Genomic DNA, 24,627 nt, shown 5'->3' on the forward strand with positions numbered 1-24,627 from the left:
CCTGGGTTGACGAGGGCGACGTACGGTCTGTCGATCACGGTGCCGGCGACGGCCACCGCGCCGATCCGCGGGCGACGGCGGCTGCGCCGCCACTGCCCGTGACTGATGGGACTGTACCGAACGCATGCGTGGACCCCGTTCCTCGCGGTGAAGTCGTAGAACTGCGCGTGTGGCCACTGCAGCCACACGCGCTGGGCGCGGTACTGCGGCCCGTGAAGGCGGCGCTGCTGGAGGCCGACGGTGTCAGCCCACCGGCACCACTCAGCGCTGCTGTGGCTCGTCGCCCCATGCGGCCGGCGCACCGAGCGCGGCGTTGACCCGTTGGCCGAGCAGGCGCAGCTGGTGATGGACCTCCACCAGCGCCGCCCGACCTGACGCGGTGCTTTCGCGGCCCGCCGCGACGACGAGAACATCGATGTCGCCGCGCAACCGCTGCAGGCTCCGGCTGGCGATGGTCAGTGACAGCGCAGCGCTTCTCGTCTTCATGCTGCCGCGACGCCGCCTGGCGACGCGTGACGCCACTACCCGTCGTCGGACTAGCCGAGAAGCGCCCTCGGCCGCGTCCGTGTGCTGTCGTCGGATCACGGCTGCCTCATTTCCTTGTCCTCACGTCTGGGTTTCCGCGCCCGCACCTGAGATGAGCGCGCGCAGGCAGGCAGCCGTGCGGCTCACCTGCTGTGCTGGGTGGGGTGGGGGACCCGCGGGCGGAGCCCTCACTCCGCCTGCCGGGTCCCCCTGCTCACCGCCGCGCCCCCACGGGGGTGAAGGGCGGGCGATGAGCTGGGCGGCATGGTCATCCGGCCCCTCCCGTCGCCTACATTGAGGCGTCGCGGCAGCGGACAGCGTCAGGGTGACGCGGGCCAGGCCAGGCGGTGCTGCCGCTGGACGTGTGGGGCGGATGGACACATGAGCCCGAGCGACGACAGGTCCCCCTCTGACAGTCGTCGTCCGCGGTCGGGGCGCCTATCGCGCACGGCTCCCCGATCCGCTACGCTCCAACAAACTTCAGTTCGCACTCTCCGAACCGCAGTTGCCGAGGCGATACCGAGAGCTAAGCACGGACCGCCATCCGCGTCAACCATAGTTCGCAAGAATCCAACCACAGTTGGGAGGACTTCGTGAGGGACATGCCTGCTGACCAGGCCGAGGACGTCACCTCCCGGCTGATCCAGAACCGCCTCCGGGAACTCTTCCAAGCCGCAGGCGAAGACCGTCCCGCCTACACCGAGGCCGAAGTCGCCCGCGAACTGACCGCTCGGGGACACCGCATCACCGCCGAAGGCATCCGCAATCTCCTGCGATCATCACGTATCAATCCAAAAGCCACCACGCTGCGCGCTCTCGCCGAGTTTTTCAACGTCCCAGCCGGCTACCTCCTCGGCGACGACGAACCCGAAGCCGCAAGTCGGGAGGCGCGAATCATGGCTCGGTCTTTCGAGAGACTGAACCCCAGATCCAGAAGAAGCCTCGCTCGGGTCATCGACGAGTTCCTACAGCTGGAAGAAGCCGCGCGCGACAGCACCGCCGAACCTCCGCGCTCGGTCGGATGACCGAACCACACCGCAGCGGGTGCACCGGTTGCACGCGTACACCTTCGGGCTTGACGAGAAGTTAGGGGTCGGACTCGGCGATCCCGTTTGTCCAGGTACTGTCACTGTCTCACCAGGAGACACATCAATGGACACTATTGATCACAGCACCGCTCGACTGGCCGTGCTCATCGATGCTGACAACGCGCAGCCCCTGCTCGTCGCCCCATTGCTGGCCGAGGTCGCCAAGTACGGCACTGCGCACGTCAAGCGTGCCTACGGCGACTGGACCGGCACCGGCCTCCGGGGCTGGAAGGAACGTCTCCTCGCGCAGTCCATCCAGCCGATACAGCAGTTCGCCTACACCACCGGCAAGAACGCGACCGACGCGGCCCTCATCATCGACGCGATGGATTTGCTCTACACCGCCCGGTTCGACGGCTTCTGCATCGTGTCCAGCGACAGTGACTTCACCCGCTTGGCCTCCCGCATCCGCGAGTCCGGTCTCACCGTGTACGGCTTCGGCGAACGCAAGACGCCCCAATCATTCGTCGCCGCCTGCGACAAGTTCATCTACACCGAGAACCTCCCCCACGACCTCCCCACGGCCCAAGCCCAGCCCTTCACCGTCAGACCCCCAACAACTACCCCGACCACCCGCCTGGAAGACGACGCGGCCCTGTTGACCCTGCTCTACGACACCGTCGAAGCCGCTTCCGGCGAGGACGGCTGGGCATACCTTGCCACCGTTGGACATCTCCTGATCAAACGCCGACCCGACTTTGACCCCCGCACCTACGGATACACCAAGCTCACCGATCTGGTCGCCGCCATCAGCCTGTTCGAGGTCCACCGCCGCCTCCCCGGCGATGGGAAGCCCGCCGTCGTTTACGTTCGCGGCCGACGCCCCGGCACACCGAGCCCCACCGCCATCCCCGCCTCCCGCCGTGATGCCGCCAACAGCATCACCCACACGACGGCTGAGTCTGACTGAAGGCACCTCGGCAGCGCCCAGCTACACCCGTTGCGGTGACACACATGAATGTATGGCGGTGACTGGCCGACAGCGGAGCTTCGAGACCCCCGGCCTACACCAATACGCACCTCGCCAAGGACACCGGACGGCGTGATGATCACCGCCCCGCCGGGCTCCCTGATCGTCACCTGGACCGGCCCTGCAACCAGCGCCTACCGAGCAACGGGCGATCCGGCGCAGGTGCCCTACCCGGACGGGGATCCCGACCAACCGCGCGGCGTGGCCGCCTTCACCCGCCGGGGTGACAGCATCGCTACCGGCTGGCTAGACACCTACCAACGTTGCACTAAGCACGGGTGAGGATGGCTCCAGACGCCAGCAACGGCGGCAAGGCCCAGCCACGCAGCGCCCCTGCAGGCGGCTCCTCGGCAGCACTGCCTGGGCGGGACCGCTCGGACTGTATCCGTTACACAAGGGAACGGGACGATGCGTGCGCCCAACGATGACGACGACGCGCAGCTGCCCTAATCTACGGATCAATCGCTACCGCAGGAGGACCACGTGCGGCGGATGAGGAATTTCCAGCAGACGGTCGAGCGGCTGCGCGAGGAAGGCGGCCGTCAGGGTCTCGACATCTCGGTTGCCACCGCGCAGGACATCCTCGCCGACCTCGTCACCACCACCGCCAACGTTTTGGGAATCCGCGAAGAGACTTTCGTACGGTCTCATCTTCCGGCCGTCGACCTGGCTGAACTCGTAGCCCACTTCAAGCAGGCGGATGACGCGCAGAAGCGCGAGGTGGCCGATGCTTCCCCTGCGGTCATCAGCTTGGAGGGCACCGGCCGGGTCATCGCGTCGCTTGCCCAGGCGGTGCGGTGCGTCAGCCTCAACCACGAGCAGCTGGCGGACGGACGCCGCGACAGGTGGGAGGCCGTCGGAGTCCTCGACGACGCCAGCAACTGCCTGACGCTGCTCGGCGAAGCCGTGGGCAACAGCCACACAACAGCGCAGGGCACCTTGGTGCTTTGGAGCGACGAGAGCGTCGTGTACGCACGGCGCGCCCTCACCCAGACGATCGCTAACCTCCGTGATGGCGGCTGGACCTTCGCCCACGGCCCGCAACTCGACGCCGACGTCGTCATCCGGATGAGCGCGGACCTGAGGATCCTCTCGCAGGGGTGAACACGCCAGGCGCCGAGCCGACCCGGCACCGATCCCACAGGTTTAATGCTGCCATGACCGTCCCATCCCGTCGGCAGTCAGCAGCCGGAGCATGGGGTAGCCGGGCGCGTAGCCCGAGATGCCTTCGCTGCTGAATGAACTGACCTTCAACGTCGTCATTCCACGATGTCCAAGGGAGGTGGCTGCGAATGACGTCGAGCAACCGCCCCGACTTATTCGAACATGCGTACGATTCGGGGCGTGGATGAGGTGGTCAGGAGGTACTGGAACGGTATCTGGGGGCGTCTCGCGCGCCGTGATGTGTGGCTGGTCCGCCAGACTCGGTGGAAGGTCGTCGCCCGGACCGGGGACAGCGAGACGGGCAGGGTACTGCGCTGGGAGTTCGACTCGCAGGCCGAAGCCCAGGAGATGGTCGATCGCCTGCTGCGCGCTCACTCGCCCGGCTCGTGGCGCGAACACGTCACGCCGCATGACGCGCCCGCCACACTCTCCCGTCATTCCCCGATTACGCGAAGGCCGGCACGGTGACGGGCTGGGCCTTACCAGGGCGGCTTCGCCGCGCCCATGCGGACCGCCCCGGACTTGACCGGCGCGGTCGTCGTCGCCGTCGGGCCGCTCCCGCCGGGGCGCTGAGCGTGTTATCGGTTGGCGGCGAGGCGGTGGTCGAGGGCGGTGTGGCGGCGGCCGGCGCCGACGGTGCGGACGGCGGCGTGGAGGGCGCGGCGGGAGCCGACGAGGACGACGAGTTGTTTGGCGCGGGTGATGGCGGTGTAGAGCAGGTTGCGTTGCAGCATCATCCAGGCGCTGGTGGTGAGGGGGATGACGACGGCGGGGTATTCGGAGCCTTGGGAGCGGTGGATGGTCATGGCGTAGGCGTGGGCGAGTTCGTCGAGTTCGTCGAAGTCGTAGTCGATGGTTTCGTCTTCATCGGTGCGCACTGTGAGGGTCTGTTCCTCGCTGTTGAGTGCGGTGACGATGCCGAGGGTGCCGTTGAAGACGCCGGCTTGGCCTTTGTCGTAGTTGTTGCGGATCTGGGTGACCTTGTCGCCGATGCGGAACACCCGCCCACCCGCGCGCCGCTCGGGCTGTCCATCGCGGTGCGGGGTGAGTTTCTGCTGCAGCAGGGTGTTCAGGGCGCCGGCGCCGGCGGGGCCGCGGTGCATGGGGGTGAGGACCTGTACGTCGCGGCGGGGGTCGAGGCCGAATCTGGTGGGGATGCGGGTGCAGGCGACGTCGACGGTGAGGGCGGCGGTGGTGTCGGTGTCGTCGCTGGCGAACAGGAAGAAGTCGGGCAGTCCGTGGAGGATGGGTGGGCGGCCGGCGTTGATGCGGTGGGCGTTGGTGACCACGCCGGACTGGGCGGCTTGGCGGAAGATCTGGGTCAGCCGGACCCGGAGGATGGTGGGTGCGGCGAGCAGGTCCCGCAGGACCTCGCCGGCGCCGACGGAGGGGAGTTGGTCGGCGTCGCCGACGAGGAGCAGGTGGGCGCCGGGTGGGATGGCTTTGACGAGTTTGTTGGCCAGGATGAGGTCGAGCATGGAGGCCTCGTCGACGACGAGCAGGTCGACGTCGAGGGGGTTGTCCCGGTCGTGGGAGGCGTCCCCGCCGGGGCGTAGTTGCAGCAGCCGGTGCACGGTGGCGGCGGGGTGGCCGGTCAGCTCGGACAGCCGCTTGGCGGCACGGCCGGTCGGCGCGACCAGAGTCACCTTGGCTTTCTTGGCGGCAGCGAGTTCAACGATCGAGCGGACGGTAAAGCTCTTGCCGCAGCCCGGCCCACCGGTGAGCACCGCGACTTTCGAGGTCAGCGCGAGCCGGACGGCCTGCTCCTGCTCTGGGGCCAGGTCGTTGCCGGTGCGTGCCTTTAGCCAGTCCAGGGCCTTGGTCCAGTCGACGCCTGCGAAGTGAGGTAGCCGGTCGACTGAGTCGTGGAGCAGCCGCAGGAGCGAGGAGGCGAGGGACTGCTCGGCGCGGTGGAACGGCACCAGATACACGGCCTGCACCGGCTGGCCGTCGCCGGCGGGGAGCGTTTCGCGGATGACGCCTTCGTCGGCGATTAGGTCGTCGAGGCAGCGGGTGACGAGGTCGGCGGGCACGTCGAGGATCTTCGTGGCGTCGGCGACCAGTTCGGGTTCGGGCAGGTAGCAGTGGCCGTTGTCGGTGGCCTCCGAGAGTGTGTACTGCAGGCCGGCCATCACGCGTTGGGGGCTGTCGTGGGGGATGCCGACGGCTTGGGCGATGGTGTCGGCGGTCTTGAAGCCGATGCCCCACACGTCGGCGGCCAGCCGGTACGGCTCCTTGGTGACCACGTCGGTGGAGGCGTCGCCGTACTGCTTGTAGATCCGCACCGCCAGGGAGGTCGACACGCCGACACCTTGGAGGAAGACCACCACCTCCTTGATTGCCTTTTGCTCCTCCCACGCCGCGGTGATCTTCGCGGTGCGTTTCGGGCCGAGCCCGGGCACCTCCACGAGGCGGGCGGGCTCTTCTTCGATGATCCGCAGGATGTCCAGCCCGAAGTGCGCGACGATCCGTTCGGCGAAGACCGAGCCGATGCCCTTGACCAGGCCGGAGCCGAGGTAGCGCTGGATGCCCTGGATCGTTGCCGGCAACACGGTGGTGTAGGAGTCGACCTCGAACTGGCGGCCGTACTTTGGATGCGACGACCAGCGCCCGTGCAGGCGCAGGCTCTCACCCGGCTGCGCCCCGAGGAGGGCGCCGACGACCGTCAACAGGTCACTGCCGCGGTCGGTGGCGACGCGGGCGACGGTGTAGCCGGTTTCCTCGTTGACGTAGGTGAGCCGCTCCAGCACCGCCTCGAGCGTCACCGAGGTGGGACGGGGCGCGGCGGTCACGTCGGACATCCTGCCGTATGGCAGTGACGGGAAGACGTGTGCGACCCGGTGGTGCGCGCCGGCGAATGTCTGCGCCTGGCCTGGCGTCGTCCCTGGCGTCGTCGGACTTGGTGGCGTTGCCGTCCCGAGCCGCTCCGTCGCGGTCAGCGGTCAACGAGGGCGATCGCCAAGAGGGCCCCGGCCAACAGGTACGGGCCGAAGGCGAGGTTGTGCGGTCGTCGCAGCACGAGCCGGGCAAGGGACTCGGGAGCGGCCAGCAGATGGGGCAGCAGGCCACCGCACAGCACTGCGGGCCATCCGAGAGCACCCAGCGCCGCGCCGAGCAACGCCGCCAGCCGGACATCGCCCAAGCCGACCGCGCTGCCGCCGACGATGGCCAGGAGTAGGTAGCCGCCTCCCAGCACGCCGGCCGCCAACAGTGCGGTGACCAGGACACGCGTCTGGCCGGTGGCCAGCGCGTGGCCGGCAAGAGTGATCCCCAGGGCGAGCGCCGCGACACCGATGACGGGTGTTGGGAGCCTGCGCGTCGTGATGTCGACAACGGCGAGCAGCAGGCCGGCGTACAGCACGACCAGCCACACAGCGACCAGCAGTGGCCCGCCGGGCCGGTCGCCCACCAGCCACGCGATGCCAGCCGATGCGCCAGCTGACGCGAGGGCGCCCCCACCCGCAGCCAGCAGCGGCCGCCACCACTGGTGGCCGGCGGCACGGCCGGTCAGCGTACGTGAGGTCCGGCCGGTGTGTGGGTGTGGTCGCAGCCTGGCCGTGGTTCGAGCGCAGGCGTGTGGCAAGGCCGCGCCGGCCAGGACTCCGCACAGCGCGCCACACCAGATCAACTCGTTCATTGTAGAACGGCACGCATCCCGGGCGAGCCGGGGTGGGGAGCCGCTCCCGACGGCCCCAGAGTGGCCCAGTCCAAGCTGCGGCCGGCAGCGGCAGCGCGATGGAGGTCCGCGGTGTCCGGGGACTGCGACGGGTGTGGCATCACGACTCGATTCAACACAGCCATGGGGGCAACCATAGTTGGCTCGGCTCAAACTACGGTTGACGCCCGGTGTGAGTGTGTGCTTAGCTCGCCATAACGCCTTTCAACTGTGGTTCGGCGTTGCTTAACCGTAGTTGGCTGTTGGGGTTCGGTGGGCGCCTCGCTGCCTCTGCGGCGGGACAACGCGCCGCCCCTGTTCGTAGACGGGGCCCTCGCGGACCGCCAAGCAACCCTGAGGCGAGCCATTCGTCAGGTACCGCGACGTCCAAGACCGCGAGACCGCCGTCTCGCCGTCACGAGGAGACACGATCACGCATGACGACACGCATCATCAACAAGCACCGCCGCGCCGCCGGGCCGGGAGGCCGGTGGGCACGCCTCGCCGCGTTTCCTCTCGGTCTGTGCCTCGTGGCGGCGATCGGCGCCTGCGACGGGGGCGGGGCCGGCGAGGATTCGGTGCCGACAGCGTCCGCATCGCCGAGAGAACTGGACGCCGGCCCGACCGGGAGCCCTGAGGAGGCGGCGCTGGCCGCCTACCGGGGGATGTGGCAGGCATACGCCAAAGCCGGGCTCACCGCGGACCCGAACGAGTCGGACCTCGCCAGGTTCGCCAGCGGTGACGCGCTGACAACGCTCAAGAAGGGCTTGTCCTCCTACCGGAGCAAAGGCCACATCCTCAAGGGCGACTACGTCCTGAGCCCCCGGGTGGCGCAGGTGTCGCTGACGTCGACCCCGCCGAGCGTGACAGTGACGGACTGCCTCGATGACACCCACTTTCTCGTCTATACGGCGTCCGGCGAGCCGATCAACGACGTGCCTGGTGGCCGCCGAGCGACTCGTGCGACGGTGACCGACCTCGGCGCGCAGGGGTGGAAGGTCGCCACCTTCGGTGTGCGGGAGGTCGGGACATGCTGAGACGTAGCCGTGCTCTGACCCTGGGCGTTGTCGCCGCTGCTGCCGTTGTCATGGCCTCCGCGGGAGTTGTCGAGGCGGATGGAGGGTTCGGCGACATCGACTGCACGCAGAACCGGTCGGCGCCGGGATGCGAGGTCACCGCCGGCAACCCCGGTGATCCCGGCGTGCCGGACGGCGGTTCCGGCGATGGCAGCGGCGGCTCCGGCAATAACTCCGGAGGCGTCAACGACCCCTGTTACTGGGCGCCGGTTGCAGGCAACCGCCCGCCGCCTGCCGGAAAGGGGCCGGAGGGAGGCTGGTATGCGCGCACCTGCAACACCGACGGCATCGGCTCACAGGGCACTCCGATGTGGCTCGACCAGCCACCAGGGACAAACGTGGCGGCGCTGGCGCAGACGGCCCGGTCGCGGCTGCGCCTGCCGGCGCCGGCGATCCGCACGAATCCCGAGGGGACGCCGTTCGTGCTGGTGCGGGTGCCGGTGTGGTTGTGGGTGGATCCGGTGACGTGGGGGGCTCGCTCGGCGACGGCGTCGGTGCCTGGGGTGACGGTGACCGCGACGGCGACACCCACGAGCGTGCGGTGGTCCTTCGGCGACGGCACCAAGGATCTGACCTGCGCGGGCCCGGGTAGGTCTTGGAAGCGCGGAACGGATCCGCGGGCGGCCTCGCCGTGCGGGCACACCTACACGCGGTCGTCGGCTGCCGCGCCCGGTGAGGCGTTCCGGTTGCGGGCGAGGGTGACCTGGTCGGTGACCTGGTCCGGCCCAGGCGGCGGAGACACGCTCGCGCCGTTAACGACGACCTCGACGAGAGCCGTGCGGGTCGCGCAGTCGCAGGCGATTGTCGGGAGCGCCCGGTGAGCGTCACGACGAACATCCCGCAGGAGGCCAACGCCGCGCCCGCGGCGACGGCGTCGCCGCGGGCGTGGCGACGCAGTGCTCGTCGGGTGGCTGCCGGGGTGCTGCTGGTGCTCGCGACGGTGGTGACGTTCTGGCAGATCGACCTGCGCCGGCATGCCGAGCAGCGGTTCCTCGCGGTGACGCGGCCGGTGCCTGCGGGGGCGGTGATCGGCGATGCGGACGTGCGGGTGGTGCGGGTGGCGAACCCGTCGGGCCTGGCGCTGGTCGGCGCGGATCGCCGCGACGAGGTGGTGGGACGCACGGCGGCGGTGCCGCTCGCTGTCGACAGCTTGGTGGTGTCGTCGCAGGTGGGGCCGCTGGCGTGGCCGCCGGTCGGGCAGGCGGTGATCGCCGTGGCGGTCAAGGCGGGCCGCGCTCCGGCCGGCTTGTCCGCGGGCGCGCGGGTCGTGGTGCTTGTGGCTCCGGCAGCCGGTGCCGACCAGGCCGGTGGAAGCCCGCCGGCTGGGCAGGCGGCGGGGACGCGGCGGGCGGTCGCAAGCGTGGTGTCGATCGCTGGCGCGGATCAGGCCGGCGCTGCGGTGGTGACGCTGCTGATGGCCGCCCAGGAGGCGGAGGCGGTGGCCTCGGCGCCGGGGGACGTGGCGCTGGTGCAACTGGGGTCAGGCCAGTGAGAGACGGACGGGGAGGGTTCGCGTGATGTTGGTGATGGTTACGTCGGTGTCCGGCGCTCCGGGCGTGTCGACTGCTGCCCTGGGCGTGGCCGCGCTGTGGCCGAACAAGCCCGGCTTGCTGGTGGAGGCCGACCCGTGCGGTGGGGTCGTCGCCGCGCGGTTCGGGGTGCGGCAGGAGCCGGGCTTGGCCGCGTTGGCGGCGGCTGCCCGCCATGGCCTGCCGGCGGGTGGGCCGGCGCGGTTCGTGCAGCCGCTGCCGTTGGGGGTTCATGCGGTCGTGGGGCCGGGCGCGGCCGAGACCGCCGCGGGGGCGGTGTCGGTGCTCGCCGGCCAGCCGGAGGCCCTCGCCGGGTTGGCGCCGGTCGTGCTGCTCGACGCCGGTCGGCTCTACCCCGGCAGTCCGGCGCACGGCCTGTTGCGGCGGGTGGACGCGCTGCTGATCGTGACGTCTGGGAACACCGAGTACCTCGATCACGTCGACACCCGGCTGACGGGTTTGCGGGGAAGCATGAGCACGACGCGGGTCGGTGTGGCCGTCGCCGGGAAGTGCTCCTACGAGCCGCAGGAAATCAGCAAGCGCCTCGGCGTGCCGGTGTGGGCGCACCTGCCCGCCGACAGGTGGGGCGCGGCCGTGCTGTCCGGGCGGTTGAGCGGTCCGGCGTGGACGCGCACCCGGCTGGCGCAGGCGCTGCGCGCCTTGGCCGCCACCCTCGCGGCCCAGCCGCAGCCGACCCGGGCCGCGCTGGAGGTCGTCCGATGACCGCCCCCGCGCGCGAGGTCGCCGTCGTGGCCCCGGAACTGGTGGCGCGCCTACGCGCCCGCGTCAGCGACCGGCTCGCCGGGCACGGCGCGCAGCTGCCCGACGCCCAGCGGCAGGCGGTGATCGCCGACTACATCGCCGAGGAACTGCTGGCGCACGCCCGCGACACCATCAGCGCGGGCCGTCACCCGTTGAGCCCGCAGGCCGAGGCCGCGCTGGCGCGGGCGTTGCGCGACAGCTTCACCGGCCTGGGTGGCTTGCAGCGGCTGATCGACGATCCGCAGGTGGAGGACATCTTCGCCAACGGCTGCGACAACGTGTGGGTCCGCACCACCGGTGGGCGGACGCTGCGGATGCCGCCGGTCGCCGCGTCGGATGAGGACCTGGTCGACCTGGTGCGGGTCGCCGCGGCGCGCAGCGGCCAGGAGGAGCGGCGCTTCGATCGCGGTTCCCCCGGCCTGTCGTTGCGGTTGCCGGGCGGGCAGCGGCTGTTCGCGGTGATGGCCGTGGCCAAGCGTCCCTCGGTGTCGATCCGCCGCAACGTGCTGCACCGGGTCACCCTCGATGACCTCGTTCGCCGCGGCGAGCTCACATCTGGGTTGCGGGAGCTGATTACAGCGATGGTGCGCGCGAAGAAGAACCTGGTGATCTGCGGGGGCACCGGCGCCGGCAAGACCACCCTGTTGCGCGCCGCCGCAGGTGCGATCGGCCCGCACGAGCGGATCGTCACCGTCGAGGACGCCTTCGAACTCGGCCTTGACGAGGACACCGACGCCCACCCGAACACCACTGCGCTGCAGCAGCGCGAACCAAACTTGGAAGGCGTCGGGGGCATTGACATGGCGACCATGGTCAAGTGGGGGCTGCGGATGCGCCCCGACCGGGTCATCGTCGGTGAGTCCCGCGGGGCTGAGGCCGTTCCCATGCTCCTGGCCATGTCGCAGGGCAACGACGGGTCGATGTGCACGCTGCACGCCTCCTCCAGCAAGCAGGCGCTGACCCGGCTGGCGATGTACGTGATGCAGGCGCCGGAGAAACTGACCTTCGACGCGGCGAACGTGCTCATCGGCCAGGCCGTCGACTTCGTCCTGCACCTCGATGTAGCCACCGACGGCACCCGCGTCCTGTCGTCGGTGCGGCAGGTCCTGGAGACCGACGGCACGCAGGTGCCCTCCAACGAGATCTACCGGCCCGGCCACGACCGTCGCGCTGTCCTGGCCGCACCGATGCGCGCGGACACGTTCAGTGAGCTCACTGCGGCCGGTCTCGATCCTGGCGCGCTCGCCCGGGACCAGTGGTGATGGTGAGCCTGCTGCCGATCGTGCTGGGCCTGGGCTGCGCCGCCGGCCTTCTCCTGGTCGTCGACGGGCTGCGCCGACGCCCACCCGGCGCCGCGCCAGCCCGACGACGGCGCGCGTGGACGAGCGCCGACCGCCACCGCCTGCTGGCTGCGGTCGCGGCTGGCCTCGGGGCGGCGGCGGTGACCCGCTGGCCGGTCGCGGCGCTGCTGGCCGCCGCCGCGGTGTGGGCGCTGCCCCGTGTGCTGGGCCCCGACCGCGAGCACCAGCGCGCCATCGCCCGGATTGAGGCGGTCGCGACCTGGGCGGAGCTGCTGCGCGACACCCTGTCGTCGGCGGCCGGGTTGGAGCAGGCGATCACCGCCACTGCCCCGGTCACCCCGCAGCCGATCCGCCCCCAGGTTCAGGCGTTGGCCGCCACGGTGCGGGGCGGGGCGCGGCTGCCCGACGCGCTGCGGGCGTTCGCCACCGACCTCGCCGACCCGACCGCCGACCTCGTGGTGCGGGCGCTGACCCAGGCCGCCGGCTACCACGGCGGGCAGCTGTCCGAGTGCCTGGCCAGCCTCGCCGCCACCGCCCGGGAACTGGCCGGGATCCGGATGCGGGTGGCGACGAAGCGGGCCGCGACACGCACCGCCGCCAGGGTGATCACCGGCACGTCGGTGGCGATGGTCGCCGGGCTGATCGTGCTCAACCGTGGGTTCCTCACCCCCTACCAAAGTGTCGTCGGACAGCTCGTGCTGCTCGTCGTCGGTGCGGTGTTCGCCGGCGGGTTCTGGTGGCTGGCCCGCGCCTCCCGCGTCCCCGAGCCCCCGAGGGTGCTGGCCGATCTGGGGAGGGCGGCATGAGCGTGGTCCTCGCGTGCGGGCTCGTCGCCGGACTCGGCCTGCTGCTGGCCGCCTCCGGCCTGGCGCCGGCCCGGCCCACTCTCGGCCAGGCCCTTGACGCGCTGCGCCGCGCACCGGCGGCGCCCGAGGCGCCGACGCCGGCCCGGGTGCGGCTGCTGGCCGCGCCGCTGCGCGCTGTTGGTCTGCCCCGGCGGCGGATGTGCGCCGACCTGGCCGTGCTCGAACGCCCCGTCGCGCTGCATCTGGCCGACCAGACCCTCGCCGTCCTCGCCGGGCTGGTCCTACCGCCGCTGGCGATGGCCGTGCTCACCGCCGGTGGAGTTACCTTCGCCGCCGGCATGCCGGTGTGGGCGTCGCTGGCCGGCGCGGCCGGCGGCTGGTGGCTGGCCGAGTCCACCGTGCACGCCGAAGCCGGGCGGCGCCGCGACGAGCTGCGCTACGCCCTGTCCGCTGTCCTCGACCTCGTGGTCATCTCCCTCGCCGGCGGCGCCGGCCTCGAACAGGCCCTCGATGACGCCTGCGCCGACAGCCACGGCTGGGCCGCCCAGCGGCTGCGCCGCGCGGTGGACACCGCCCGATTGCTGCGCGTCCCACCCTGGCAGGCATTAGGGCAGCTCGGCGAGGACACCGGCGTCGTCGAACTGCAGGAGCTGGCTGCGACGATGAGCCTCGCCGGCACCGAAGGCGCCCGCATCCGCGACTCCCTGACCATCCGCGCCGCCACCCTGCGCGCCCACCAGGCCGCCGCCCTCGAAGCCCGCGCCAACGCCGCCACCGAACGCATGTCGATGCCGGTCATGCTCCTGGCCGCCGCCTACATGCTGTTCCTCCTTTACCCGGCGATCACCGCCGTCGACACGTTCTAAAGCGAAGGAGGCCGACCGTGCGTGTGAGCAGACTGCTCGCCCTGCTGACCATGCTGCACCTGACCATGACCGACCGGATGCGCAGGCTGCGTGACAGCGGCGACCGGGGCAGCGAGACCACCGAGAAGGTCATGTGGATCGCCTTGCTGGTCACCCTCGTCCTGGCCGTCTACGGCATCTTCCGCTCCAAGATCCTCGACAAGATCAACGGGATCAGTCTGTGACAGCCCCCCGACCCAGGGGCCGCGGGCGGCACCGGCGCCGCGGGGACCGCGGGTCGGTGAGCACCGAGGTGGTGCTCTACGCCCCACTGCTGTTCCTGCTCGTGCTCATCGGCGTGCAACTGGCGCTGTGGGCGCTGGCGCAGCTCGGCGTCCAGCACGCCGCCAACCACGCCCTGCAGACCACCAGAGTCTCCGGCGGAACCGCCGCCGCCGGCCACGCCGACGCCACCGCCGTGCTCGAACAGGTCGCCGGCCGTATCGTCACCGACCCCCGGGTGTCCGTGAGCCGCACCGCCGACACCGCCACCGTAGCCGTGTCCGGCCGCGCCCCCGCCGTCCTGCCGTGGCTGCGCCTGCCCGTCAGCACCCAGGCCAACGCGCCCGTCGAGCGGTTCCGACCCGACACCGACTAACACCCACCACGTCCGCCATCGGAAGGAGCAGCCTGATGACCAGGCGAAACCTTAACGGTTATACCGGCTCGGGCCCTCGACGGCGCGCCGGCCCGCTAGCGGATCGAGGGTCGGTCAGCGTCGAGATGGCCCTCGGCTACGTCCCGCTGATGGTCCTGGCCATCCTCGCCGTCGTAGCCTGCGCACGGCTGGCATCCGCCGCCATCGACGTGCGCTCAGCCGCCGCAGCCGCGGCCCGGCAGGCATCCGTGGCCCGCACACCCGCCGAGGCGCACAGCGCCGGCGGCGACGCGGCCTCGTTCACGCTCACCGGACGCGGTGTCACCTGCCAGCCGTCCACAGTCACCGTCGACCCCGGCACCTTTCTTCCCGGCGGGCAGGTCAGCGCCACAGTCACCTGCAGCGTCCGGCTCGAAGACCTCTACGGGCTGGGCCTGCCCGGCGCGGTCACCATTACCAGCACCTCCCGCCAGCCCCTGGACGCGTTCCGGAGCCAGCCGTGAGCGCCCGCCTCACCGCCTGGGCATCCCGGGCGCGTCGCGATGATCGAGGGCAGATCACCCCGTGGACAGTGGTGGGGACGCTGATCGTGCTCATTCTCGCCGGGCTCGTGTTCGACCAGGGCATGGCCATGGCCACCAAGGTGTCCGCGTACGACACCGCCCAGGCCGCCGCCCGCGCCGGAGCCCGCGAAATCGACCTAGACCTGCACCGCACCACCGGCGCGACGCAGCTCGACCCTGCCGCCGCGACCACCGCCGCCCGGACCTTCCTCGCCCAAGCCGGTCAGCCCGGCACCGTGTCGGCCACCACCGAGCAGGTCACCGTCACTGTCATCACCGGCCACCAGACGCGGCTGCTGCACCTCGTCGGCATCACCGAGATCCTGGTGTCCGCCACCGCCACGGCCACGCCCGCCACCGGCCTGACCACCGCCACCTGACGCCAAGACCTCGCCTACGCCCGGGAGTTGCCACCGTGATCGCGACGCTGACCAAGGCCGCCCGCCGCGCCGCCGGCGGCGCGGCCCTGGCGCTGCTGCTCGCCGGCCCGCCGTACGCGCTGCTGCGCTACCTCGACGCGCCGCTGCCTGACCAACCACCCACCTGGCACACCCTCACCACCGCGCTGACCAGCCCGATGAGCGACGAGATGATCGGCACGATCCTCACCGCGCTGCTGTGGTGCGCCTGGGCATCTTTCGCCTGGTCAGTGCTCGCCGAGTTCGCCGCCGCTCTCACCGGCCAGCGCCTGCCCCAACCTCGGGTCCTCACCCCCGGTCGTGGCCTCGCCGCCCTGCTCGTCGCCGCCGTCACCGGCGGGGTCCTGGCCACCGCCGCGCAAGCCGCCACCCCACCCCTGGCCGCCCCTGCGCACGCCCACCCGAACGCCTTCGGCGTCGCCGCGGCCACGGCGACTGTCGCGCACGGCGCGCCTGGCCCCGTCACCGCCAGCACACAGGTCATGCCAGCAGCCGCGGCGCCGGAGCGGACACTGGACCACGGCGATGTCACCCTCGTCGCGAACGGCCGCGAGTACACCCACACCGTCAAGCGCGGCGACACCCTGTCGAAGATCGCCGAGCAGTGGCTCGGCGACGCCAACCGCTGGCCGGAGATCTTCGCCCTCAACCGGGGCACCCACTTCGCCGACGTCGGCGGCACCCTGCGCAACCCGAACGTCATCTACCCCGGCTGGACACTCGACCTGCCCGCCGACGCCACCGCACCCCCCGGACAGCGCCAACGACCCCCAGCCCCCGCTCCTGCCGCTGCCCCGTCGCACACTCCCACACCGGCGCCCACGCTCGACGTTGCACCGACCGACGATCCGGCGGCGACCACCGCACCACAGGCTCCCGCGCCAAGCGCGCCCACCACCACGCCGACACCCACGAGCACTACCCCGGCCCCTGGCGGCGAGGCCACCGCCGTCAACCCCGACCCGACCGACAACAGCCGTCCCTCCCGCTCCGGCCACGGCGTGCCGCTGCCGACCGGCAGCTGGATCGATGCCGGACTGGCGCTGGCGATCGCCGTCGCGGTGGCGCTCGTATGGGCACACCGACAGCGCCGCTACCGCCCGCGCAACCCGCCCGCCCAGCGGCAGGCGACCGACCCGGATCTGGCGCCCATGCCCCGCGTGGTCCGGCAGATCCGCCGCGGCCTGCGCGGCCCGGCTACCACCACCGACGCACTGCCGCTCAGCCCACAACCCCGGTGGGACAACGATGGCGGACAGTCGCCTCCTGGCGACCACGCCGTCCCTCACCAGCCCCAAGCCGACGATGATGCTCACTCCGCGCCGGCCGCCGCCGCTGGTGACGACGCCCCCGGCAGCGGCGAGCCGGTGGCGCCGGCCCTCGCCCATCCTCTGTCGGCGGCGTGGCCTCCGGCGGGCCTGGGCCTGTCCGGGCCCGGCGCGGAGGCCGCCGCCCGCGGCTTCCTGACCGCCGCCCTCGCCGCCGGCGGCGGCGATCACCCCGACGCCCGCAACCGCGTGGTCATCCCGGCGACCACCGCGGCCACCCTGCTGGGCGCCGCCGCCGTCAACCTGCCCCACACCCCGAGGCTAACCGTGACTGCCGATCTCGACGACGCCCTGGAAGTCCTCGAAGAACAGACCATGCACCGCACCCGGCTGGTGTACCAGCACGAGGTCGACACCGTCGCCGAACTACGCGCCGCCGACCCTTTTGAGGAGCCCCTGCCCCCGGTGATGCTGCTCGCCGACGCCACCGAACGCCACGAACGCGCCCGCGTCGCGGCCCTGCTCGCCCAAGGCCAACGCCTAGACATCCACGGCGTGCTGCTCGGCGCCTGGCCCGACGGCGATACCGCCGTCGTCGCCGCCGACGGCACCGTCACCCGCGCCGACAGCGACGCCCGCCACGGACCCCATCCCGCCGACGTCGGCCGCCTCACCGTCCTCGACCCCACCGAAACCGCCGACCTGCTCGCGACCCTCGCGGAATCCCACACCGGCCAACTCCCCGCGCCCCCACCCGTCGAAACAGCACCCGAGCCCGCGACGCCCGTAGCCGACACCAGTCCGCCCGCACCCGCAGACGCGACAGACACGGCGGGCACCAGCACCGACCAAACGCCCGCCGACCCCGGCGAGAACGCGGCCCCGCAACCGCCCACAGATGGGGCCAAAGCGCCAACCGCTCAGCAGCCCGTCGCCGAGGACAGCCCGGAATCCAGGGCTCCTGACCAGAGAGCCATCGGCGACGCCCACACCGTTTCCGACAATGTGCTCCCGCCCGGACCGAGTCACGATGACACCACTGACACCGACCCGGCAAACGTGGCACCCCGCGGGCGCGTCGAGGTGACGGTGCTCGGCCCGCCGGCCATCCTCGGTGCCAGTCACCCGCGCGCGCTGCGCGCCAAGTCAATGGAACTCCTCGTCTACCTGGCCGTGTGCGACGGCGACGCCGCCGCCGACGCGATCCTCGAAGACCTGCTACCCGACGCCCCCAGAAGCAAAGCCACACACCGGCTGCACACCTACGTCTCCGACCTACGCGCCGTCCTGCGCCACCACGCCGGGCCCGGCACCTACCTCACCCGCCCGCAGCACCGCTACCAGCTCAACCCCGAACGCTTCGACATCGACCTGTGGCGCCTACGCGCCGCGCTGCGCGCCACCGGCAGCCGAACCGACCGGGTGCAGGCCCTGCGCCGCGCCGTCGACACCTACCGGCCACTCGCCGAAGGCTACGACTACGAATGGCTCGAACCCCACCGGCACGCCGTGCAACGCGAAGCCCTCGACGCCGTCACCGCGCTCATCGAGGAACTCGCCGACCAGCCCGACCAGCAGGCCGCCGTCTGCGACACCGCACTGCCCTACCACCCCTACAACGAACAGCTGTACCAGCAGGCAATGCGCGCCCACGCCGCACTCGGTGACCTCGACGCCATCCGCGCGCTACGCCGCACCCTGACCCAACGACTCGGCGAAATCGACACCGAGCCCACCGACGACACGCTCACCCTCGCCGACCGGCTCATCGCCGAAATCCTTTCCCGGCCCGGCCCACGCCCCTCCGACAGCCAGCCCCCGACATGAGCAACGCGACTCGTCCGGCCAGCGGCCCGGAAACACCAATCGCCGCCGGCAGCGGCGGTGACAAGCAACTGCGCAGGCTGCGGTGGGCGGTACGGGCCACCCTCGCGCTGGGTGTCGCCGCGTCGGTAGCCGCGAACGTCCTACACGCCCGACCGAACCCGATCAGCCAGATCATCGCCGCCTGGCCACCCCTGGCGCTGCTGCTCACCGTCGAACTGATCTCCCGCGTCCCCCACCACCGCTGGCACCTCGGCGCAATCCGCGTCACCGCCGCCGCCGTCATCGCCGCCATCGCCGCCTGGGTGTCCTACTGGCACCTCGTCGGCGTCGCCGTCCGCTACGGCGAAACCGGCTACGGCGCCGCCTACCTGCTGCCCATCTCCGTCGACGGCCTCGTCATCGTCGCCAGCGTCAGCCTCGTCGAAATCAGCGCCCGAATCCGCGCCACGTCACCGAAAGCAGCAGCCACCGCCACCACCGAACACCGCCACACCCCAGCTCCCGCCCCCGTGACTCCGCCACCAGCCTCCGAACACGCCGGCCAGTCAGACAAGGCAGAGACTGCCGCGAGCCACGCCGAACCACATCCGCTCGCGAGCGCCGAGCGCACCGCCGCGCCGGCGGCACCCACCCAGGCCCCGGCCGTGACGCCGCAACCCACCGCCGCAACCAGGCCACCGAGCGCCAACGGCGAGGGCGACGGCGACACATTGCAGCCGGACCTCGACGCCGCACAGACACCGCCCGACCCCGTCACCATCCCTGCCGCCGGAAAGCCGGCCGGACCGCTTTCGAGGAACGCAGGCCCCGCTGCCGCGACACCAGGCAGCCAGCCACCGTCCGCCGAGATCGCACCGCAGCCAACGGACGCAGACACCGCCCTGGGCGCACCGTCGCCCGAGAGCGCCAAGAGCGGTGACCGGCATGAGGAAGGTCCACCGAGCGGCGGCGACACCTGGTTGGCCGATACCGCCGCAGCCGTGGCGTACTGGCGGCGCCGTGACCCCACGCTGCAGCCAGGCGAAGTCGCCGCACGGATCGGCAGATCAGAACGGACTGTGCGCCGCCACTGGCAGCCACGAGCAGGGACCCGCACCGCACGCACCAACGGTCATCCCACCGGCAAGCGGCGACGCTGATCCTTACCCGGCCCGGTCAGCCAGTGATACGAGCGGACACCCCCCACGACAAAAGGACCGATTTCCCGCTTTCCGGGGCGGCGGACCGGTTCAACCGGCACACCGCGAGCGCAAGGAGGCGGCCGGTACGACGGTGAGCTGCGCAGGGCCATCCCCTCCAGCTGTCGGCGTACAGCTCCGAATGCAGAGGTAGGTACGGCCCGTTCTGGCGTACCTGGCTCGGCACTGAAAGCCGTACACCGACATCAGCTCACCGAAATCCCGAGGCCGCCCTGCGGGCGCCCACTTCACATGGGCGCCCGCAGGGTGACCAGTGCTGCGCTGCGCCCCGTACGGCCACGAGGCAACAGCTGCCTGACCGAGTATCCGTGAGTCTGCGGGCTCCTTCCGGTGCCGGGAACGTTAGGGGCGTCTCAGTGTCGGCTGCGCCGCCGGCGGGTAGGCGTAGTCGGCGTCCCAGGGGAAGCGGCCCTCCGGGTCGGGCCACACGATCTGCTGCACACGAACCTGCTGGCCGTATCGGGCGATCGCTGCGCCGGGGTGCAGCTGTTCGGTGGGAGTGCCGTCGATGACGACCGCGTCGTAGCCAGCGATCAGGTCGCCGATGCGTTGACCATGGGTGAAGCGCTCGGCTCGGTCGTAGACGCGGGCGGCGAGGTCGTTGAGCAGGTGCTGTGAGATGGCGGGATCGAGTCCAGCGATCAGCAGCTCGGGATGGTCGTGGGCGGTGAGCCCGACGGTGTGGGCGAACGGGGCGTGGTGGTCGGTGTCGTCCGCGCAGGGGTGCACGGCCGTCACCGCCCAGCCGACCCGGTCAATGATCTCGCTCTGGCGGCGCAGAAACTCCTCGATGCCGGTCACTGGCCAGGTCCTTCCGCGTTGTCGTGACGCTCGGTCAGGGAGGGTGGATCGACTTCGACGAAGCCCCAGAGCCGCTCGATCAGCTCCAGCGCCTGGGTGCGGTAGCGGTCGGCGAAACCGCGGCAGATCGCGGGCTTCGCCTGCGGATACAGGTAATGCGGCAAAGTGTCATGGCAGATGATGTAGCGCTCCTGTTCGCGGGCGACGGCGACGAGGGCGCGCAGTTGCCCTGGCTCGAGGTGCATCCGGTTGCCGGGGGCGAAGATGCAGGTGTCGCACTGTCGCGACAGCAGCCTCGACTTGCCGAGGACCGGATCGCCGACGCTCAGTTCAGCGTGGCCGTCCCCACTGCCAAGGGCGCGGTCGTTGGGCGCAGGTTCCATGATTGCTTCTCCTACTGATGTGCAGGTGACACCGCAGTTGGCTGCGGTCTCCCAGGGGTGATGCCGATCGCGCGGGCGGGTCCGGCGGGCAGATGAGCCAGCCGGTCCGCGCGGATGTGGGCATCGCACTGGTGGAGGTGCTGGCTGGCGGCGCGCTGGTCCCCGCGTGGGCCCGCCGCCTGGTAGGGCACCGCCACGGTTGTGCCCTGCGCGCTGAGGGCAGCATTCAAACGGGAAGGGTTTCGTCGTGGCGGCTGGTGACTGACGACGAAGAGCGCCGGCCCGGACAGGTCGGGCCGGCGCGATGGGAAGAAGACGGTCAATCTCGAGGCTGGCGGTGTGGTCAGTCCGTCTTGGGAGTAGGTGGGTGTAGGGCGACGGTGAGGCGGTCGACGGGCGGCCATCCGTCTGTGTCGGGTTGCCACGCCTGCGCGTCGTCGGGGCTGGGGAAAGGGCCGACGACAGCCAACTGAGCGCCGTCGCGGTCAAGCGGCACCAGGCCCACGCCGCTCGTGTCGGGCATTCGGGTATGGACGGCTGCCGCAATGTCGGGCGGGATGGTCAGCCACTCGCTGGCGTCGATTGTGGTGGTGTCGGGGTGGTGCAGTGCGGCCGGTGTGGTGGCGGCGATGTCGGCGTTGTGCATGGCGAGGTGAGGTGCGTAGTCGGAGGCGGTGGCGCGACCGGCGAGCGGGCCATGCAGGGACAGTGTCGCGTCAGTGGTGACGGCGAGCAGTGCGTGGGGTTGACGGTCTTCAGCGGTGTCGAGCAGGGCGAGGCTGAAGGCGTCGCGGCTGCCGATGTCGATGAGGGTAAGCATGGCGGGTCGACCGGAGGTGGCGTTGTCCCAGCCGACGACTTCAAAATGTTCGCCGGCGAGGGCGAGGAACCGCTGATAGGCGCGGTTGCCCGGGTCGAAGGGGTAGTCGGTGTCCAGCATGGTGTCGCTCTTCCTTGTCTACTGCGGCATTGCTCGTCGCGGCGTGGCCGCCGCCCGTGGATGTGGCGATGTGAGGGCGGTCAGGTTGCGTCGGCGGGCTCAGGCGGCGAGGGGTTGGGGTCGGGTTGGACGGAACCAACTACTGGCCCGTTGCACGGGCGATGTCACGTGTGCGCGGCCCCGCGCACGCTGTGAGCGGGTGGCGGCCTGCTGGGCGCGGTGGGCGTCGCGCGCTGGCGGGCAGGGGTATTCCTGACCCGTGCAGCGCAGGTTCGCGCAACGGTCAGGCTGGTGCGGGTGAGGGTGGTGGACAGCGGCGACATCGCTGGCGAGCAGCCACAGCAGGACGTCGGTGACCGCGCGCGGTACGGCGCGCCGATGTGGCGAAACCATGGGTTGATGTCCCTTCGGTTGAGGGTCAGTCGTTATGGGGCCGCCACCTCCCTGCGGCCAGCGGCATGGGCTGGCGCGGTCGGGTATGCCGCAGGGGGATGACGGCCTAGGTGCAGTGACGCTCGACTCTGCGCATTGATCAAGTCGTCGCCGGTGATGGGCGTACCGCCCTGTGCGACGCCGCCGCTGCGGCTGGGCCGGTAGTTGGGGAACTGGGCGAGCTAGTTGGCGGAAGTGCGGCTTGCCGGCCAGTTGCGGCTCTCGATGGGTGGGCCGGTTTCAGCACGCTCGACTGCCGGGTTGGGTCAGGAGGTGGTGAGGTTGAGGCGGCGGCGTTCGGCGGCCAGGAGCGTGCGGGCGGGCTGGTGCCACGTGTGGTCGTCGAGCGGGGCGGGGGTTTTTCCGTCGGCGAGAGCCTGCAGCGTGGGGATCTGCTCGGCGTAGACACCGCCGATATCCATCAGGTCGGTGCAGGCTCGTGTGATGGCGGCGCGGGTCTTGGCGGTCCAAGGCCCAGGCCGACCCCAGGTTTCGCGGCGGCGTCCGCGGATGGGGCCTTCGCACAGGTGGTAGCCCAGCCACACCACGGGGGCGTGTAGTCCGGCGGCTTCGGCGAGCAGGGCGACGTTGTCGTAGTCGCCGGCCTGGTCACCGCGGATCGGGCGGTAGCCGACGGGGCGGGGGTTTGTCAGCAGCCGCCAGTAGCCGGGATAGACGGCGGTGGAGGCGACTAGGTCTTTCGCGTCGCGGAAACCACCGGCGGCGATAGCGTGCGGGAGTTGGTCGAGGAGCAGGTGGGCCAGCTCGCGGCGGACGGCGGGCACGCTCGGGTCGTCGGCTCGCCAGTGGCGGCCCCGTTTGCGCGGCGTATTCGCCGTCGAGGCGGCGTCCTGGCCATCAGTGCTTGCGGGTTCGGTGTCGAGGGGTGGTAGGCCGTTGCCGTCGGCGAGCTGGCCGAGCAGGCGGGCGGCGAAGTCCGAGAGCATCTGTTCGAAGCCGCGGCTACGGTCGTAGTAGTCCTGCACGGGTGTCCAGTGGCCACCGCCGCGGTGCGCGACGCGGTGCGCGGCCTCGTGGAGCAGCACCAGCCGGGTGCGGTGTCGGTCGGTGAGCGCGTCGCGGTGGATGGCCACGTCTCCGGTCAGCGGCCGGTAGAAGCCCTCGGCGCACGGTGACTCGTCGCTGTGGTCGTACACCTTCACCCGGTCGAGGGCGAACGGGCCGATCGCGCGGCGCACCAGTTCGCAGCTCTCGCGCAGCACCTCGCGTTCGGCGTCGGTCAACGCTTTCAGTGTGACCCAGCTGGTGCGGTTGCGGTTACGGGCGTAGTGGCGCTGTTGGCGGGCCCTGGCCATCTCCACGCCGAGCAGACCCATCACGGCGGCCTGCTGGTGGCCGGCCAGGCCGGTGGTGAGCAACTCGGTGTAGCCGTTGTCCTTCAGGTCCAGTGCCGCCTCCTCTCCGCCAGACACCGTGTAGTAGGTCTGCTCGGGTAGGTTGGCGCGTCCCCATGCCCGCCATGCGGCGCGGGGACGGGGCAGATTCACTGCGGTGAAGAACTGTTCCTGTTCGCGGAGTTTTCCGCCGTTGAGGACGTGCTGGGCGAACAGGTCGATGAGTGCGGGGTCGTCGCTGCTGGCGAGGATGTCGCGGACTGCGGTGCGCAGCGCGGCGGCTTCCACGACGGTGCGGTCCCGGTTCTGCAGCGCCTTGTGGTCCAGCGACAGGTCGTAGGAGGCGAGGAAGCCCGGCATGCGGGTGACCAGCACACCGCCGATCCACACCCGTCCCGGTTCGCCGTCGCGCACGCACACTCCGGGCGAGGCGGGTGGCTGGTAGCCGGGCTCGGCCAGGGCGCGGAACCGTCCGATGGCCTCCTGCGCCAGTTCGCGGGGGCATTCGATGGTGAACACGGTGCCGCCGGTACGGTTGTTGGGGTGGAAGTGGTAGACGAGGACTTCACTGCCCTGCTGCGTGCGTGAGGGGATGAGCCCGCCGAGCAGCTTGCGGCGCTCGACGGTGGGCACGAATCCGTAGGACACGGTCTCGCACCGCACGGTGCCGATTTCGGGGCTGCGGGCCAGCACGAGGCAGGCGAGTTTCTTGCCCTCACCGAACTGGCCGATCTGCTCGTCGGTCTTGCGGGACATGCCGAGGATGAGTCCCTCTTCGGGGATGCCGGGGCCGGCGTCGGCGATGGTCAGGATGCCGTCGGCCCAGCTGACCGCCGCGTTGCGGTCCTCGTCGAGGGCGTTGGCGATCAGTTCGGAGATCGCCCGCACGGGCGTCCACGACTTCACGTACTCCGGTGAGATGGGGTAGGCCAGGCTGTCGGCGTCCGCCGCAGTCCCCTTCGGTAAGGCCGTTGTCGTACCGGGGGCGCCGGTGGCGTGGGTGGTGTCGGACACGAAAGTTCCTCCGCAGAAATGGAGTGATCCGCGACCGGAGTAGGTCG

Annotated in this window: 25 protein-coding genes; 18 read left to right on the forward strand and 7 right to left on the reverse strand. The window is 71.0% G+C overall.

Features of this window, described 5'->3' with window-relative positions; all coding sequences use genetic code 11:
• Positions 1-261: 261 nt before the first annotated feature.
• Entirely contained in the window at positions 262-486 is a 225-nt protein-coding gene (locus tag ACFHWY_RS13575; protein ID WP_416580536.1) for a hypothetical protein, read from the reverse strand.
• A 641-nt stretch (positions 487-1,127) separates the two neighbouring features.
• Here ACFHWY_RS13575 and ACFHWY_RS13580 point away from each other — a divergent pair.
• The 5 genes from ACFHWY_RS13580 (at position 1,128) to ACFHWY_RS13600 (ending at position 4,215) form a co-directional block, all read left to right on the forward strand.
• The gene (locus ACFHWY_RS13580) at positions 1,128-1,550 is read left to right on the forward strand and encodes a hypothetical protein (protein WP_416580631.1); all 423 of its coding nucleotides are present in this window, start codon (positions 1,128-1,130) and stop codon (positions 1,548-1,550) included.
• Between the two features lie 19 nt (positions 1,551-1,569).
• A complete protein-coding gene (locus tag ACFHWY_RS13585) occupies positions 1,570-2,523 on the forward strand; it encodes an NYN domain-containing protein (protein ID WP_416580537.1) in 954 nt (317 codons plus the stop codon).
• A gap of 132 nt (positions 2,524-2,655) precedes the next feature.
• A complete protein-coding gene (locus ACFHWY_RS13590) occupies positions 2,656-2,865 on the forward strand; it encodes a hypothetical protein (RefSeq protein WP_416580538.1) in 210 nt (69 codons plus the stop codon).
• 210 nt (positions 2,866-3,075) lie between these two features.
• The gene (locus ACFHWY_RS13595; RefSeq protein WP_416580539.1) at positions 3,076-3,687 is read left to right on the forward strand and encodes a hypothetical protein; all 612 of its coding nucleotides are present in this window, start codon (positions 3,076-3,078) and stop codon (positions 3,685-3,687) included.
• A 222-nt stretch (positions 3,688-3,909) separates the two neighbouring features.
• On the forward strand, positions 3,910-4,215 hold the full coding sequence (locus ACFHWY_RS13600; RefSeq protein WP_416580540.1) for a hypothetical protein: 306 nt from the start codon (positions 3,910-3,912) through the stop codon (positions 4,213-4,215).
• Positions 4,216-4,325: 110 nt separating this feature from the next.
• On the opposite strand, the gene ACFHWY_RS13605 is transcribed toward ACFHWY_RS13600, so the two are convergent.
• Together ACFHWY_RS13605 and ACFHWY_RS13610 are read right to left on the reverse strand one after the other, a co-directional pair.
• Positions 4,326-6,548: an ATP-dependent RecD-like DNA helicase gene (locus tag ACFHWY_RS13605; protein ID WP_416580541.1), complete on the reverse strand. Its 2,223-nt coding sequence runs from the start codon at positions 6,546-6,548 to the stop codon at positions 4,326-4,328.
• Between the two features lie 134 nt (positions 6,549-6,682).
• Positions 6,683-7,384 carry a prepilin peptidase gene (locus ACFHWY_RS13610; protein WP_416580542.1) on the reverse strand — a complete coding sequence of 234 codons (702 nt, stop codon included), beginning with the start codon at positions 7,382-7,384 and terminating at the stop codon, positions 6,683-6,685.
• Positions 7,385-7,839: 455 nt separating this feature from the next.
• On the opposite strand from ACFHWY_RS13610, the gene ACFHWY_RS13615 reads away from it, so the two are divergent.
• From ACFHWY_RS13615 to ACFHWY_RS13675, 13 genes are all read left to right on the forward strand, one after another.
• Positions 7,840-8,439, forward strand: a complete 600-nt coding sequence (locus ACFHWY_RS13615) for a hypothetical protein (RefSeq protein ID WP_416580543.1) — start codon at positions 7,840-7,842, stop codon at positions 8,437-8,439.
• Complete coding sequence (locus tag ACFHWY_RS13620; protein ID WP_416580544.1) at positions 8,433-9,299, forward strand: hypothetical protein; 867 nt, start codon at positions 8,433-8,435, stop codon at positions 9,297-9,299. Before ACFHWY_RS13615 ends, ACFHWY_RS13620 begins: the two co-directional genes overlap by 7 nt.
• 86 nt (positions 9,300-9,385) lie before the next feature.
• Positions 9,386-9,970 (forward strand): SAF domain-containing protein, encoded by a 585-nt coding sequence (locus ACFHWY_RS13625; RefSeq protein ID WP_416580632.1) that lies wholly within the window; start codon positions 9,386-9,388, stop codon positions 9,968-9,970.
• 25 nt (positions 9,971-9,995) lie between these two features.
• Entirely contained in the window at positions 9,996-10,730 is a 735-nt protein-coding gene (locus tag ACFHWY_RS13630) for a hypothetical protein (protein WP_416580545.1), read from the forward strand.
• Positions 10,727-12,031, forward strand: coding sequence for a CpaF family protein (locus ACFHWY_RS13635; RefSeq protein ID WP_416580546.1), 1,305 nt, complete (start codon positions 10,727-10,729; stop codon positions 12,029-12,031). The genes ACFHWY_RS13630 and ACFHWY_RS13635 overlap by 4 nt, the downstream gene beginning before the upstream one ends.
• Positions 12,031-12,876, forward strand: coding sequence for a type II secretion system F family protein (locus ACFHWY_RS13640; RefSeq protein WP_416580547.1), 846 nt, complete (start codon positions 12,031-12,033; stop codon positions 12,874-12,876). The genes ACFHWY_RS13635 and ACFHWY_RS13640 overlap by 1 nt, the downstream gene beginning before the upstream one ends.
• Positions 12,873-13,742 (forward strand): type II secretion system F family protein, encoded by an 870-nt coding sequence (locus ACFHWY_RS13645; protein WP_416580548.1) that lies wholly within the window; start codon positions 12,873-12,875, stop codon positions 13,740-13,742. The genes ACFHWY_RS13640 and ACFHWY_RS13645 overlap by 4 nt, the downstream gene beginning before the upstream one ends.
• A gap of 17 nt (positions 13,743-13,759) precedes the next feature.
• A complete protein-coding gene (locus tag ACFHWY_RS13650) occupies positions 13,760-13,966 on the forward strand; it encodes a hypothetical protein (RefSeq protein WP_416580549.1) in 207 nt (68 codons plus the stop codon).
• 56 nt (positions 13,967-14,022) lie between these two features.
• Positions 14,023-14,379 (forward strand): TadE/TadG family type IV pilus assembly protein, encoded by a 357-nt coding sequence (locus ACFHWY_RS13655; protein ID WP_416580550.1) that lies wholly within the window; start codon positions 14,023-14,025, stop codon positions 14,377-14,379.
• 125 nt (positions 14,380-14,504) lie between these two features.
• Positions 14,505-14,882: a TadE family protein gene (locus ACFHWY_RS13660; RefSeq protein WP_416580633.1), complete on the forward strand. Its 378-nt coding sequence runs from the start codon at positions 14,505-14,507 to the stop codon at positions 14,880-14,882.
• Positions 14,879-15,322, forward strand: a complete 444-nt coding sequence (locus ACFHWY_RS13665) for a pilus assembly protein TadG-related protein (RefSeq protein ID WP_416580551.1) — start codon at positions 14,879-14,881, stop codon at positions 15,320-15,322. The genes ACFHWY_RS13660 and ACFHWY_RS13665 overlap by 4 nt, the downstream gene beginning before the upstream one ends.
• Before the next feature lie 35 nt (positions 15,323-15,357).
• Complete coding sequence (locus tag ACFHWY_RS13670; protein ID WP_416580552.1) at positions 15,358-18,456, forward strand: BTAD domain-containing putative transcriptional regulator; 3,099 nt, start codon at positions 15,358-15,360, stop codon at positions 18,454-18,456.
• Positions 18,453-19,595 carry a DUF2637 domain-containing protein gene (locus ACFHWY_RS13675; RefSeq protein ID WP_416580553.1) on the forward strand — a complete coding sequence of 381 codons (1,143 nt, stop codon included), beginning with the start codon at positions 18,453-18,455 and terminating at the stop codon, positions 19,593-19,595. Before ACFHWY_RS13670 ends, ACFHWY_RS13675 begins: the two co-directional genes overlap by 4 nt.
• Positions 19,596-19,997: 402 nt before the next feature.
• Here ACFHWY_RS13675 and ACFHWY_RS13680 read toward each other — a convergent pair whose 3' ends face one another.
• The 4 genes from ACFHWY_RS13680 to ACFHWY_RS13695 form a co-directional block, all read right to left on the reverse strand.
• The gene (locus ACFHWY_RS13680; RefSeq protein ID WP_416580554.1) at positions 19,998-20,456 is read right to left on the reverse strand and encodes a DUF4262 domain-containing protein; all 459 of its coding nucleotides are present in this window, start codon (positions 20,454-20,456) and stop codon (positions 19,998-20,000) included.
• Positions 20,453-20,839 carry a hypothetical protein gene (locus ACFHWY_RS13685; RefSeq protein WP_416580555.1) on the reverse strand — a complete coding sequence of 129 codons (387 nt, stop codon included), beginning with the start codon at positions 20,837-20,839 and terminating at the stop codon, positions 20,453-20,455. Before ACFHWY_RS13685 ends, ACFHWY_RS13680 begins: the two co-directional genes overlap by 4 nt.
• Positions 20,840-21,182: 343 nt before the next feature.
• Positions 21,183-21,779, reverse strand: a complete 597-nt coding sequence (locus ACFHWY_RS13690; RefSeq protein ID WP_416580556.1) for a hypothetical protein — start codon at positions 21,777-21,779, stop codon at positions 21,183-21,185.
• A gap of 698 nt (positions 21,780-22,477) precedes the next feature.
• A complete protein-coding gene (locus ACFHWY_RS13695; protein WP_416580557.1) occupies positions 22,478-24,580 on the reverse strand; it encodes a hypothetical protein in 2,103 nt (700 codons plus the stop codon).
• Positions 24,581-24,627: the final 47 nt, after the last annotated feature.

Origin of the sequence: Micromonospora sp. LOL_024, assembly GCF_048060415.1 — a bacterium.
In the GTDB taxonomy this organism is placed as follows: domain Bacteria; phylum Actinomycetota; class Actinomycetes; order Mycobacteriales; family Micromonosporaceae; genus Micromonospora.